At 28.6% G+C, this 13,368-nt stretch carries 13 protein-coding genes; all 13 read left to right on the forward strand.

Features of this window, described 5'->3' with window-relative positions; translation table 11 throughout:
• Positions 1-63: 63 nt before the first annotated feature.
• The 13 genes from OW763_RS09915 to OW763_RS09975 all read left to right on the forward strand — a co-directional run bounded on the left by OW763_RS09915 (position 64) and on the right by OW763_RS09975 (position 13,270).
• Positions 64-1,386, forward strand: coding sequence for a PQQ-dependent sugar dehydrogenase family protein (locus tag OW763_RS09915; RefSeq protein WP_268040960.1), 1,323 nt, complete (start codon positions 64-66; stop codon positions 1,384-1,386).
• 21 nt (positions 1,387-1,407) lie between these two features.
• Entirely contained in the window at positions 1,408-2,121 is a 714-nt protein-coding gene (locus OW763_RS09920) for a zinc dependent phospholipase C family protein (RefSeq protein ID WP_268040961.1), read from the forward strand.
• Between the two features lie 112 nt (positions 2,122-2,233).
• On the forward strand, positions 2,234-2,743 hold the full coding sequence (locus OW763_RS09925) for a class I SAM-dependent methyltransferase (RefSeq protein ID WP_268040962.1): 510 nt from the start codon (positions 2,234-2,236) through the stop codon (positions 2,741-2,743).
• A gap of 1 nt (position 2,744) precedes the next feature.
• Positions 2,745-4,430 (forward strand): B12-binding domain-containing radical SAM protein, encoded by a 1,686-nt coding sequence (locus OW763_RS09930; protein WP_268040963.1) that lies wholly within the window; start codon positions 2,745-2,747, stop codon positions 4,428-4,430.
• Between the two features lie 255 nt (positions 4,431-4,685).
• Positions 4,686-5,012: an ATPase gene (locus tag OW763_RS09935; protein WP_268040964.1), complete on the forward strand. Its 327-nt coding sequence runs from the start codon at positions 4,686-4,688 to the stop codon at positions 5,010-5,012.
• The gene (locus OW763_RS09940) at positions 4,999-6,954 is read left to right on the forward strand and encodes a V-type ATP synthase subunit I (RefSeq protein WP_268040965.1); all 1,956 of its coding nucleotides are present in this window, start codon (positions 4,999-5,001) and stop codon (positions 6,952-6,954) included. Before OW763_RS09935 ends, OW763_RS09940 begins: the two co-directional genes overlap by 14 nt.
• A 47-nt stretch (positions 6,955-7,001) precedes the next feature.
• Positions 7,002-7,505, forward strand: coding sequence for a V-type ATP synthase subunit K (locus OW763_RS09945; protein WP_268040966.1), 504 nt, complete (start codon positions 7,002-7,004; stop codon positions 7,503-7,505).
• 20 nt (positions 7,506-7,525) lie between these two features.
• Positions 7,526-8,122, forward strand: coding sequence for a V-type ATP synthase subunit E (locus OW763_RS09950; protein ID WP_268040967.1), 597 nt, complete (start codon positions 7,526-7,528; stop codon positions 8,120-8,122).
• 14 nt (positions 8,123-8,136) lie between these two features.
• Complete coding sequence (locus OW763_RS09955) at positions 8,137-9,138, forward strand: V-type ATP synthase subunit C (RefSeq protein WP_268040968.1); 1,002 nt, start codon at positions 8,137-8,139, stop codon at positions 9,136-9,138.
• Positions 9,125-9,439 carry a V-type ATP synthase subunit F gene (locus OW763_RS09960; protein WP_268041077.1) on the forward strand — a complete coding sequence of 105 codons (315 nt, stop codon included), beginning with the start codon at positions 9,125-9,127 and terminating at the stop codon, positions 9,437-9,439. The genes OW763_RS09955 and OW763_RS09960 overlap by 14 nt, the downstream gene beginning before the upstream one ends.
• An 18-nt stretch (positions 9,440-9,457) precedes the next feature.
• Positions 9,458-11,233, forward strand: a complete 1,776-nt coding sequence (locus tag OW763_RS09965) for a V-type ATP synthase subunit A (protein WP_268040969.1) — start codon at positions 9,458-9,460, stop codon at positions 11,231-11,233.
• Positions 11,226-12,608 (forward strand): V-type ATP synthase subunit B, encoded by a 1,383-nt coding sequence (locus OW763_RS09970; protein WP_268040970.1) that lies wholly within the window; start codon positions 11,226-11,228, stop codon positions 12,606-12,608. The genes OW763_RS09965 and OW763_RS09970 overlap by 8 nt, the downstream gene beginning before the upstream one ends.
• Positions 12,609-12,610: 2 nt before the next feature.
• On the forward strand, positions 12,611-13,270 hold the full coding sequence (locus tag OW763_RS09975; RefSeq protein ID WP_268040971.1) for a V-type ATP synthase subunit D: 660 nt from the start codon (positions 12,611-12,613) through the stop codon (positions 13,268-13,270).
• Positions 13,271-13,368 lie beyond the last annotated feature (98 nt).

The following is a 13,368-nucleotide window of genomic DNA, read 5'->3' on the forward strand; positions in this document are numbered from 1 at the left end:
TTATACATATCCTCTTACCTAAAAAAATATATTTTAGGTAAGAGAATTTTTTTTGGAGGGAATATGAAAAGATTTTTAAAATCTGTTTTAATAATTATTATATTTACTTTTGGAATAATATCTTTAAAGAAATATTGTATTAAGGATTATAATATTTCTTTGAAGGATAATAACCTACAGTGGAAATTAAAATATAAAGGTATGAAAGGGGCCGTTGATTTTACAATAGATGATAATGAAAATTATTATATAGGATATAAGGATAAAATACAGTTTATAGATAAAAATGGAAAAAGCTTCGGTGTTTTTTCAAATAATAATATGAACATAAATAGTATAGAATATTATAAAGGTAAGCTTTATTTCTCTAGTAATAGTTGCATATATTCATATGAATTACATAGTAAAGAATGCATAGAAATAATAAGTGATTTGCCTAATTTTGGAGATTTTAAAAATAGTTTACTTAAAATAAATGGAGAATATTTGTACGTAACTATAGGTTCAGCAACAAATTCTGGAGTAGTAGGGAGTGATAACAAATGGATAAAGAAGAATCCTTTTGGTCATGATATTTCTCCTGAAAAAATAACACTAAGAGGTATTAATTTTGAGGATGGTAAAACAGGTGCTTTTGTTAATTACAGAACTAAAAATATAGAGGGTCAAATTATACCAGGGCATTTTCCAGGTAATGCATCTATAATTATGTATAATTTAAAAACTGGAGATTCAGCAACTTTTGCTTGGGGAATAAGAAATGTTAAAGGACTAGATTTTGATAGCAGAGGTAGAATGATAGCTTCAGTAGGTGGTATGGAAGATAGAGGACTAAGACCTGTAAAAGGAGATACAGATTACATTTTTGTAATAAAGACTAAACAATGGTATGGATGGCCAGATTATAGTGGCGGTGATCCCATAAGTTCACCTAAGTTTAAGGGTCAAAATAATAAAATAATTTCATTTATATTGGATAATCATCCAACAACAAACCCTGAAGCACCAATATATGTTCATAAAAATTTAGGAACACTAAAAGGACTATCTGTGGATTCTAAAGGTAGTATAGGTAAAGTAGATTCTATATATTTTTTTGATAATCATGAGAAAAAATTATGCTGTATTGATGATAAAGGAGTATTAAGCGAAAAATTAAAATTTGATGAAAAAAGCCAAATTTGTAGTATTAAATATGTAAAAAATCAAATTCTAATAATGGATGCTAATGAAGGAAATTTGTACAGTTTAAGTATAAAAGAAAAAGATACCACATCAAATTTGTATAAGCCTATGATTTGTTTTATATTAGTAATGATTGTTATAGTAATAATTGCTATACTAAAGCTGAATATGGATAATTGGAACAAACTAAATAAGAAATAAATTCGAAATGAGGAAAGAAAAATGAAAAGGAAAATAGAAATAACTTATGGCAAAACTGCCAGAAAAATTTTGTTCACGGTTAATCCTATTAAAAAACTTATTATTAAAACAGAATGTTTAGTTCATAAGTATATTAATAATAAGGCTCTAGATTTGATTAAGAATGAAGGATGCACAAAAGAATATAAATACTTTAATAATTATATAAATGAGTTAAATAAAGGTGCGGTTTGGGCAGATCAAGATTTTAAGAGTGTTAATCATTTTTATCATGCGACTAAACGAAAAGGATTATATGGATTTTCAAATGCTTTAAATGAGTGCGAAAAGTATTATAATAAAGCTTTAAGATATTTTAAAATTGGATATAATACAAAAGCTATGTTTTATTTAGGTGTGGCATGTCATTTAATACAAGATACAACTGTACCTCAGCATGTAAATAATAAGCTTTTAAAAAGGCATAGAAAATTTGAATTATGGATGATTGGTAAGATAGCAGTTGGTCATCATTTTGAAGTTAAGAAAGGTATAAAAAGATATGATGGAATTAAAGAATATATAAGAGTTAATGCTGAAGTAGCCAATAATGTGTATTATAAATATAGAAATATAAGATACAAAGAAGAAAGATATATGAAAATTGCAAATTGTATTATAAAACAAGCACAAATTTCTACAGCTGGACTAATGTTAGATTTTTATGATGAAATTAAAGAAAAAATACTTCTATAAAATGGAGGTATTTTTTTTTATGTATAGAAAGTAAATATGTATTAGTAAATTTTAGGATAAGTAGTGATTAGTGTAAGCAATGACTTAAGATAATATAATCCGGAGGAGGAAAATGAAGAAAGAAATATTAATTAATTTACAGAATCAAGAGTTTAAAGGCAATGTTCTTGATATTGGGTTAAAGAATTATGGTGTTGTATACAATATATATAAATATAAAAATAAAAATTTTGATATTGAATATATAGAGGGAGATAAAAGATGTAATATAATAGAACAAAATTATTATGACACATGTGTGATGTTTTTATCTTTTGGAAGTATAAGTTTAAAAATCAGAAAGATAGAAATAATAAAAAATATTTATAAATACTTAAAAGATGACGGAATATTATATATTTGGGATATTGATAAAGGATATGGTAAAATATTTGAAGGTAAAATAAAGATTTTATTGCCAAATAGAAAAATAAAAGAGATTAATGTAAAGAATTTAAATATTTTAAAAAATATTTCAAAAAAAAATACTATTAAGTTACTGGAAAATTATTTTGATATAATTAATTTAAAATGTTTAGATGATATATATTATATAAAAGCACAGAAGAAAGGGGATACATAAGATGAAGAAATTAAAAGTAGTATTAGTGGGAGTAAATGCAAAATTTATACATTCGAATTTAGCAATAAGATATTTGAAAGAATATACAAAAGAGTTAGATTATGAATGCGATATGATTGAGTTCTCTATAAACGATAGAATAAATAGAATGCTAGAAAAAATAGTGACTCTAAATTTAGATATGGTGGTTTTCTCATGCTATATATGGAATATTGAAATTGTTAAGGCGTTGGCTAAACTTATCAAATTAGTTAATAAAGATATAGAAATTGTTTTTGGAGGACCAGAAGTAAGTTTTGATGGCAGGGAATTCTTGGAAAATAATGAAGGGGATTATCTTATAGAAGGAGAAGGAGAAGAAGCTTTTAAACAGTTAATTGAATTTAAGATAGATGGTGAATTATTAAACATACCTGGATTTTATTACAAAAAAGAAGGAAAAGTTTTCTATGGTGGAATAAAGAAGAACATGCACATAAATAAAGTTGTCTTTCCATACACTAATAGGGATAATTTGAGTAATAAAATAGTTTATTATGAAGCTTCAAGAGGATGCCCTTTTGGATGTAAATATTGTTTGTCTTCTGTTGACCGTAAAGTTAGATTTAAAGATATTCAAAAAGTTAAAGAAGAATTGAAATTTTTAATAGACAAAAAGGTTACACTTGTTAAATTTGTAGATAGAACTTTTAATTGTAATGAAAAATTTGCAATGGATATATGGAAGTTTTTAATAGAGCAAGATACAGAAACCACTTTTCATTTTGAAATTTCTGCGGATATTTTAACAAATAAGGAAATTGAACTTTTATCAAAAGCACCTGAAGGAAGATTTCAGTTTGAAGTAGGAGTTCAAACTACTAATAACGAAATTTTAAGAAATATAAATAGATATGTAAACTTTGAAAATATAAAAGAAAAAGTTATTGAAGTGAAAAAGCTAAAAAATATTAAACAGCATTTAGATTTAATAGCAGGGCTACCGGGAGAAGATTTTAAATCCTTTAAAAAATCTTTTAATGATATATATAGTATGAAACCAGAAGAAATTCAATTGGGATTTTTGAAGCTATTAAAGGGTTCGCCAATGATTAAAGAAGCTGAAAAGTGGGGGATGAAATATTCACCTTATCCCCCATATGAAGTATTAAGTACAAAAGATATAAGTTATGATGAGATTCTGAAACTAAAAAAAGTTGAAGAAATGGTTGATAAATATTATAACTCAGGAAAATTTAATTCGATTTTAAAATATTTTATGATGAAGTTTAAAATGCCTTTTGATTTTTATTATGAATTAGGAATGTTTTTTGCAGAAAAAGGATATTTTGATAGGAAAATATCAGCAACAGATTATTATAAAGTATTTTTAGAGTTTAATAGTGAAAAACTAAAAGATGATAATGAGGTTTTAAAAGAAATAGTAAAATATGATTATTTAATGTTTAATAAAAAAAATTGGATACCTAATTTTTTAGAAAGATATATAGAAAAAGAGGAGATTAAAAGAATAAATAGAATTATATGTGATAATGTACATTATATTAAAAAAAATAAATTCTACATTGAAATGTTTAAAATTGATATATTGAATTTTATTGAAACAAATAAAATATTAAAAAACAATGTATGTTTGTTATTTGATGACCAACAAAATATTATACAAGATATAACACAATTGATATAAATATGAACAATATATAAATAAATAATAAATAGTGAATTTAATAGAAAAAACATGATATTTAGCGAAAATATGCTTAATTTTTTGAAAATTGCAGAAATACTAGTTGGAAATTTTAGAGTTATAGTATTATAATTTAAATTAAATAGTTATAAATACTACATTGCTTGTTATAAATACTATATTAAGCATTGGTAGTTATGTTTTATTAAGTTAGTTTTAATCATTAAGCTAATTAAAAGAAAGGGTGGTGATAAATTGGTATTAGATGCTATTAATGAAATTAAATCTTCAGAAGAAAAAGCAAATGAAATTATAAAAAATGCACAAAACGAAAGAAATCAAATACTAAAAGATGCTGAAGTTAAAGCTGTGGTAGAATATAAAAAGGTTATAGATGAAGCAAAACATCAAGCTGCATTAATAATTAGATCAGCATCAGAAAAAGCACAAAAAAAAGCTGATCCTATATTTGAAAATGGTAAAAAAGAGAATGAAGAAATTTTTAATGTTTCAAAAGAAAAAATTAATAAGGCAGTGAATTTAGTAATTGAGAGGATAGTGAATGTAGATGGCAATAGTTAAAATGAATAAATTCACATTATTTGCCTTTGCAAATCAAAAAGAATCCTTGCTTAAAAATCTACAGCAGTTTGAAGGTGTACAATTTGTAGATCTTCAAACTAAGCTGGAAGATGAGGAGTTAACCTTTTTGAAAAGTGCTGTAGATGACAAGAAGATTCTCCAAAATGAAAATGAATTGTCAAAGATAAAATTTTCGTTAGACTTTTTAAAACCTTATAGGGAGAAAGAAAGTGGAATTGCAGCACTTAAAAAAGGCAAAAGAATTATTACTTTCGATGAGTTAGAAAAACAAATTAAAAACATAGATTGGTTATCAATTTATGAAGAATTAAAACAAAAAGAAGAAAAACAAAATTCCCTTAGTAATGAAAAAACAAAAATTGAAGCTGAAATTAAATCGTTATCACCTTGGGTTAATTTTAATTGTTCTTTTGAACAATTAAAGAATTTAAAATATACTTCTTATTTTTTAGGTATTATACCATCAAAATTAAAAGAAGTTTTTAGCAAAGAGTTTCAAGCGGAATTAGATTATTCATATTTAGAGTTTATAAACCAAGGAAAAGATGAGACATATATTTTAGCAATAGTAACTAAAGAGTTAGAAAATAAAAGTGTTGAAATGTTAAAAAAATATGGGTTTACAAAAGTAAGTTTTAAATATAATGAAAGCCCTATTAATATAATTAAAAACTATGAAAATAGAATTAAAGAAATAGAAGAAGAAAAAAATAAAATTGTAAGACAATTAAAAAAATTAAAAGATTATGAAGAAAAACTCCAATTAGCTTATGAATACTATTCTAATAAGCTTGAGAGAACAAAAGTAAATAAAAACTTTATAAAAACAAGTAATATAGTTGTAATTGAAGGGTGGACTACTTTAGATTCAAATATAGAGCTTGAGGACATAATTAAAAATACAGCAGGAAATGATTATTATTTAGAATTTGCAGAACCTCAAGATAGTGATGATGTTCCAATTTTATTAAAGAATAATAGTTTTGTAGAACCTTTTGAAAGTGTAACTAGAATGTATTCATTACCTAATTATAGGGAAATAGACCCAACTCCAATAATGTCAATATTCTATGTTGTATTTTTTGGGATGATGTTATCAGATGCAGCTTATGGAATAATTCTAGTCCTTGGAACTTTATTTGCATTAAAGAAATTCCCACTTGAAAAAGGAATGAAGAATTTCATGAAACTATTTTGTTATTTAGGTATATCAACTACTGTTTGGGGAGTAATATATGGTGGATGGTTTGGAGATGCACCTAAAAAGCTTTTTAATATTCAACCTAAATATTTATTAAGTCCATCAGAAGGGATAATGACTGTACTAAAGCTTGCAGTTGTATTAGGTGTTATTCATATTTTTGTAGGACTTGGAATGAAGGCTTATATTTTAATAAGAGAAAAAAAATACTTGGATGTAATTTTTGATGTAGGTTTATGGTATATATCTTTAATAGGTATTTTTATGATGTTATTAAAGGTTGGAGGTTCAGCAGGAAAAGTTTTAATGATAATTGGTTTTGTAGGGTTAGTTTTAACTCAAGGAAGAGATGCAAAAACAATTGGAGGTAAGATTGGTGGAGGAATATATGGCTTATATGGAATTACAAGTTATATTGGCGATATAGTTTCTTATTCAAGACTTTTAGCTTTGGGACTTGCTACAGGATTTATAGCCAATGCATTTAACTTAATGATAACTTTAATACCAGCAGGGATTACAAGAATTATAGCAGGAGTAATTATATTTACAATTGGTCATTTGTTTAATTTAGGTATTAATGCACTTGGTGCTTATGTTCACACAAGTAGATTACAATATTTAGAATTTTTCAATAAGTTTTATGAAGGTGGAGGAAAACCATTTACTCCATTTGAAGCTACAAATAAATTTGTTAATGTTATGGAAGCAGAGAAATAACTAAAAAATTATAAAAATATTATGAAAATTATTAGGAGGAATTAAAAATGAAGACTACATTTATGCAATTTTTAGTAGATAATGGAGGATTAATATTTGCATTACTTGGAGCTGCACTTGCTACACTTATGCCAGGAATTGGTTCAGCAAAAGGTATAGGGATAGTTGGTGAAGCTGCGACAGGAGTTATTACTGAAGATCCAGATAAATTTGGTAAAGCCCTTATTCTTGAATTGTTACCAGGTACTCAAGGATTATACGGATTTGTTACTACTATAATTATTCTTTCAAAGATTGGTTTACTAGGTGGAAATTTAGCTGATGTTAGTTGGGGAGTAGGTTTTGCAATATTTTTAGCATCACTTCCAATAGCATTTGCAGGTTGGAAGTCAGCTATAGCACAAGCAAAAACAGCAGCAGCAGGCATGACTATATTAGCTAAAAAACCAGAACATGTGATGAAAGGTGTATTATTATCAGTAATGGTTGAAACATATGCATTATTAGGATTTGTATCATCATTATTAATGGTTCTATTTATACAACTTTAAAAGTTAGGATGTGAATACACATGTCTAGTATTAATAATTTGACATCAAAAATAATTGAAGATGCAAACAATACTTATAAACAATTAATTGAAGATGCTAAGAGTAAAGAAAAAGATTTAATAAATAAAAGAATATTAGAAGCTGAAAAAGAGAAAAAAAGTATAATTTCTAAAGCAGAAAGTGAAGCGAAAACAAAAGCTGAAAGAATAATTTCAAATGCGGAGCTTCAAGTTAGAAATATGAAACTAGATGCAAAACAACAAATGTTAGATAAAGTTTTTCAAATTGCACTTGAAAAATTAAGCGAATTTTCTCAAAAAGATACTTTAAAGTTTATAAGAGAAAGTATATTATTGCTTGATATAGATGGTGATGAAGAATTAATAATTGGAGAGAATTGTAATGAAGTAACTCCTGAATTCATAAGTGAGTTAAATAAAGCGCTAAAAGCTCAAGGTAAATTGGGAATTTTAAAGTTAAGTTCTGAAAGAAGAAACATAAAAGGGGGATATATTCTATCTAAAAATGGTATAGAGATAAATAATACATTTGAAGCATTGACTATGTCCTTAAGAGATGAGCTTGAATCTGAAGTGGCAAGTGCTTTGTTTAGCTAAAGGAGGAGAACTCAATGAGTAATATAAATTATGTTCAGGCTGTACCTAGAATTAGAGCATTAGAAAATAGACTTCTCGATAAGGCTAAATTAGAGAGAATGATAGAAGGAAATTCATCAGAAGAAACTTTTAAAGTACTTGAAGAGACTGAATATGGTTTGTTAATGGCAAACGTTAAAAGAACAGAAGAGTATGAAATAGTGTTAAGTGAAGCTCTTAAAAAACTATATTCTTTTATGTATGAGGTTTCACCAGATAAAAATTTAATTGATATCATGAGTTTAAGATATGATTATCATAATATTAAGGTGCTATTAAAAGGAATTGCTTTAAATAAGGATTTGAGTGAACTACTGATTCCTGTGGGAACAATACCAGTTGATGAAATGAAAATGTATATTTCTACAGAGGACTATAGAGAATTACCTAATATAATGAAAGAATCAATAGAAGAAGCTCAAGAAATTTTTGAAGATAACAGAGATCCTCAACAAATAGATATAATATTAGATAGGCATATGTATAAGGATATGTTTGCTAGGGCTCGAGTTTTGAATGAGCCATATATGTTGAATTTTTTAAATATGAATGTAGATTTAATAAATCTAAAAACTTTACTTAGAGTGAAAAAGCAAAATAAATCCAGAAAGTTTTTAGAAAGTGTTTTAATAGAAGGCGGTAAATTAGAAAAAGAGACTTTAATCAATATGTTAAATGAATCTGATGATAATATTGTCAGTAAGTTACAGTATACAGATTATAATGAAATTATGAAGCTGGGAATGGAGAATTATCTGCAAAATGGCAATTTTAATGTACTAGAAAAGCTTTCTGATAATTTTATTATGAATTTTATAAAGGATTCAAAATATGTTAGTTTTGGAATAGAACCATTACTTGCCTATATCTTCGCTAAGGAAAATGAAATTAAAATAATAAGAATTATAATGGTTGGAAAGCTTAATGATATCAATGCTGATGTTATAAGAGAAAGGCTGCGTGATATTTATGTATAAGATAGGAGTTGTCGGGGATAAAGATTCAGTTCTTGCATTTAAAGCAATTGGAATTGATGTATACCCTGTTATTGAAGCAGCTGAAGCTCAAAAAACTATTGATAAAATGGCTATGGAGAAATATGCAGTTATATTTGTTACTGAGCAAGTTGCTAAAGATATAGAGGAAACTGTTGAAAGATATAATAGGCAAATGATTCCAGCTATTATATTAATTCCAAGTAATAAGGGTTCATTGAATATAGGTATGCAGAGAATAAAAGATAATGTAGAAAAAGCTGTAGGAGTTAATATTTTATAAGGAAGGTAGGTAGGTAACTTGAAGAGCGGAAGAATTATAAAAGTATCAGGACCTTTGGTTATAGCTGAAGGTATGGATGAAGCTAATATATATGATGTTGTTAAAGTTGGCGATAAACGTCTGATAGGTGAAATAATAGAGATGAGAAGAGATCAAGCTTCTATCCAAGTTTATGAAGAAACAACAGGACTTGGACCTGGAGATCCTGTTGTTACAACAGGAGAACCTTTAAGTGTTGAACTTGGACCTGGACTTATAGAATCAATGTTTGATGGTATTCAAAGACCTCTAGACGATATTATGGAAAAAGCAGGAAGCTTTTTAACAAAGGGTGTTGAAGTATTACCATTAAACAGAGAAAAGAAATGGCATTTTCTACCTACAGTGAAGGTTGGAGATGAAGTTAAGTCAGGATACATTATAGGTACAGTACAGGAAACTTCAGTTGTAAATCATAAGATAATGGTTCCTTATGGAATTGAAGGAAAAATAAAATCTATATGTGAAGGAGACTACACTTTAGAAGAAAATGTTGTAGAAATAGAAACTTCAAATGGAGTTAAAAACTTAACGTTAATGCAAAGATGGCCTGTAAGACGTGGTAGACCATATGCTAAAAAATTAAATCCAGCAGCACCATTGGTTACAGGACAAAGAATAATAGATACGTTTTTCCCAGTTGCAAAAGGTGGAGCTGCTTGTGTACCGGGACCTTTTGGAAGTGGTAAAACAGTTGTTCAACATCAGCTCGCTAAATGGGGAGATGCTGAGATAGTTGTTTATATAGGATGTGGAGAACGTGGAAATGAAATGACAGACGTTCTTAATGAGTTCCCAGAACTTAAAGACCCAAAAACTGGGGAAAGTCTTATGAGAAGAACAGTACTTATAGCAAATACTTCAAATATGCCAGTTGCAGCTCGTGAAGCTTCTATTTATACTGGTATAACAATAGCTGAGTATTTTAGAGATATGGGATATTCAGTAGCATTAATGGCTGATTCAACTTCACGTTGGGCAGAAGCATTAAGAGAAATGTCAGGAAGACTTGAAGAAATGCCTGGTGATGAGGGATATCCAGCATATTTAGGATCTAGACTTGCAGATTTCTATGAAAGAGCAGGTAAGGTTGTTTGTCTTGGAAATGATGAAAGAGAAGGAGCACTTACGGCAATTGGGGCTGTATCACCTCCAGGTGGAGATTTATCAGAACCGGTAACCCAAGCTACACTAAGAATAGTTAAAGTATTCTGGGGACTTGATTCGCAGCTTGCATATAAGAGACATTTCCCAGCAATAAACTGGCTAAATTCATATTCTTTATACCTCGAAAAAATAGGGGATTGGATGAATGATAATGTTTCAGAAGAATGGGTAAAACTTAGAACAGAAGCTATGACACTGCTTCAAGAAGAAGCTAATCTTCAAGAAATTGTAAGACTTGTTGGTATAGATGCACTATCTGAAAAGGATAGATTGAAATTAGAAATTGCTAAATCTATAAGAGAAGATTATTTAATGCAGAATGCTTTTCATGATATTGATACTTATGCATCACTTCCTAAGCAATATAAAATGTTAAAACTTGTTCTGGAATTTGGTCATCAAGCAGAAAGAGCGTTAAAAGCAGGCGTGTATTTGAAGAAGATAATTGATATGGAAGAAATAAAGGACAAAATAGCTAGAGCTAAATATATTCCTGAAGATCAAATGAATCAAATTGATACTATAAGAGATGAATTAGTTAAGGTAACAGATAAGCTTATAGCGGAAGAAGGTGTGACAAATGCTTAAGGAATACAAAACAGTTACCGAAGTAGTTGGCCCTTTAATGCTAGTTGATAAGGTTAAAGGTGTAAATTATGGAGAACTTGTTGAAATTGAACTTCAAAATGGGGAAATAAGACATGGTAATGTACTTGAAATTACTCAGGATAAAGCTGTGGTTCAGATATTTGAGGGCTCTTCAGGAATAAATCTAAAAGGAACAAAGGCTAAATTTCTTGGAAGACCTTTGGAAATAGGTGTTTCTGAAGATATGTTGGGAAGAGTTTTTGATGGACTTGGAAACCCTAAAGATGGTGGACCTAAGATAATTCCAGATAAAAAACTTGATATTAATGGAGAACCTTTAAATCCATATGCAAGAAACTATCCTTCCGAATTTATTCAAACAGGAGTTTCAGCAATTGATGGACTTAATACTTTGGTTAGAGGACAAAAACTTCCTGTGTTTTCAGGATCAGGTCTTCCACATGCTGAATTAGCTGCGCAGATAGCAAGACAAGCAAAAGTTTTAAAATCAGACTCTAAATTTGCTGTTGTATTTGCAGCTGTAGGTATTACTTTTGAGGAAGCACAATTCTTTGTAGAAGATTTTACAAGAACAGGAGCTATAGATAGAACTGTCTTGTTTATGAACTTGGCATCTGATCCTGCTGTTGAACGTATAGCTACACCTAGAATGGCGCTTACTGCTGCGGAATATTTAGCGTTTGAAAGAGGAATGCATGTACTTGTAATTATGACTGATATTACAAATTATTGCGAAGCACTTCGTGAAGTTTCTGCAGCAAGAAAAGAAGTGCCAGGTAGACGTGGATATCCAGGATATTTATATACTGACCTTTCTACTTTATATGAAAGAGCAGGAAGAATAAAAGGAAAAGAAGGTTCAATAACACAAATTCCAATTCTTACAATGCCTGAGGATGATAAAACTCATCCGATTCCGGATCTTACTGGTTACATAACTGAGGGACAAATTATATTATCAAGAGAGCTTTATAAAAAAGGTGTTATGCCTCCAATAGATGTATTACCATCACTTTCAAGACTTAAGGATAAAGGAATTGGTAAGGAAAAAACGAGAGAAGATCATGCGGATACAATGAACCAACTATTCTCAGCTTATGCACAAGGTAAACAAGCAAAAGAACTTGCAGTTATCCTTGGAGAATCTGCATTGTCAGATACGGATAAGGCTTATGCAAAATTTGCAGAAGCTTTTGAAAAGGAATATGTAGCACAAGGTTTTGAAACAAACAGAAGCATTGAAGAAACATTAAGTTTAGGATGGAAGTTATTAAAGATACTTCCAAGAACAGAGCTTAAGAGAATTAGAGACGAATATTTAGAGAAATATTTAGATAAAAAAGAAGGTGAGTAATAATGGCAAGGCTTAATGTAAATCCTACCAGAATGGAACTCACAAAATTAAAAAAGAGATTAGCTACTGCAACAAGAGGACATAAACTCTTAAAAGATAAGCAAGATGAGCTTATGAGAAGATTTATTGATCTTGTAAAATATAATAATGAACTAAGAAAAAAAGTTGAAGAAGAACTTGGTGGTTCATTTAAGGATTTCGTTATGGCAAGAGCATTGATGTCTTCAGAGTTGTTAGAAGAGGCTATTGCATATCCTAAAGAACATATCACTGTAGATATAAAGACAAAAAATATAATGAGTGTTAACGTTCCAGAGATGGAGTTTAAAAGGAAATTAGAAAATGATGAGGGAAGTATATATCCTTATGGTTTTGCAAATACATCAGCAGAGCTTGATGGAGCTATTGAAAAACTCTATGGAATACTTCCAAAACTTTTAGAACTTGCTGAAGTTGAAAAATCATGTCAGCTTATGGCTGATGAAATTGAAAAAACAAGAAGACGGGTTAATGCACTTGAATACATGACAATTCCTCAACTTCAAGAAACTATAAGATATATTCAAATGAAGCTTGATGAAAATGAAAGATCAGCATTAACAAGACTTATGAAGGTTAAGAGTATGATGGAAGAAGCAGCAAAAGTAGCTGAAAATGCATAGAATATTAAGAAAAAGCTCATATTAATATAGTTTGGAATTTATAAAACAATTATTAAATGATCTGAATCTTGGTAAAATGCTGTAGAAAAAACTAGATA

Origin of the sequence: Clostridium aestuarii, from assembly GCF_026735135.1 — a bacterium.
Taxonomy (GTDB): domain Bacteria; phylum Bacillota; class Clostridia; order Clostridiales; family Clostridiaceae; genus Clostridium_H; species Clostridium_H aestuarii.

Excerpts from the sequence above, each read along its gene's own strand:
- OW763_RS09915 (WP_268040960.1), top strand. The coding sequence starts at position 64 with ATGAAAAGATTTTTAAAATCTGTTTTAATAATTATTATATTTACTTTT.
- OW763_RS09920 (WP_268040961.1), top strand. The coding sequence starts at position 1,408 with ATGAAAAGGAAAATAGAAATAACTTATGGCAAAACTGCCAGAAAAATT.
- OW763_RS09925 (WP_268040962.1), top strand. The coding sequence starts at position 2,234 with ATGAAGAAAGAAATATTAATTAATTTACAGAATCAAGAGTTTAAAGGC.
- OW763_RS09930 (WP_268040963.1), top strand. The coding sequence starts at position 2,745 with ATGAAGAAATTAAAAGTAGTATTAGTGGGAGTAAATGCAAAATTTATA.
- OW763_RS09940 (WP_268040965.1), top strand. The coding sequence starts at position 4,999 with ATGGCAATAGTTAAAATGAATAAATTCACATTATTTGCCTTTGCAAAT.
- OW763_RS09945 (WP_268040966.1), top strand. The coding sequence starts at position 7,002 with ATGAAGACTACATTTATGCAATTTTTAGTAGATAATGGAGGATTAATA.
- OW763_RS09950 (WP_268040967.1), top strand. The coding sequence starts at position 7,526 with ATGTCTAGTATTAATAATTTGACATCAAAAATAATTGAAGATGCAAAC.
- OW763_RS09955 (WP_268040968.1), top strand. The coding sequence starts at position 8,137 with ATGAGTAATATAAATTATGTTCAGGCTGTACCTAGAATTAGAGCATTA.
- OW763_RS09970 (WP_268040970.1), top strand. The coding sequence starts at position 11,226 with ATGCTTAAGGAATACAAAACAGTTACCGAAGTAGTTGGCCCTTTAATG.
- OW763_RS09975 (WP_268040971.1), top strand. The coding sequence starts at position 12,611 with ATGGCAAGGCTTAATGTAAATCCTACCAGAATGGAACTCACAAAATTA.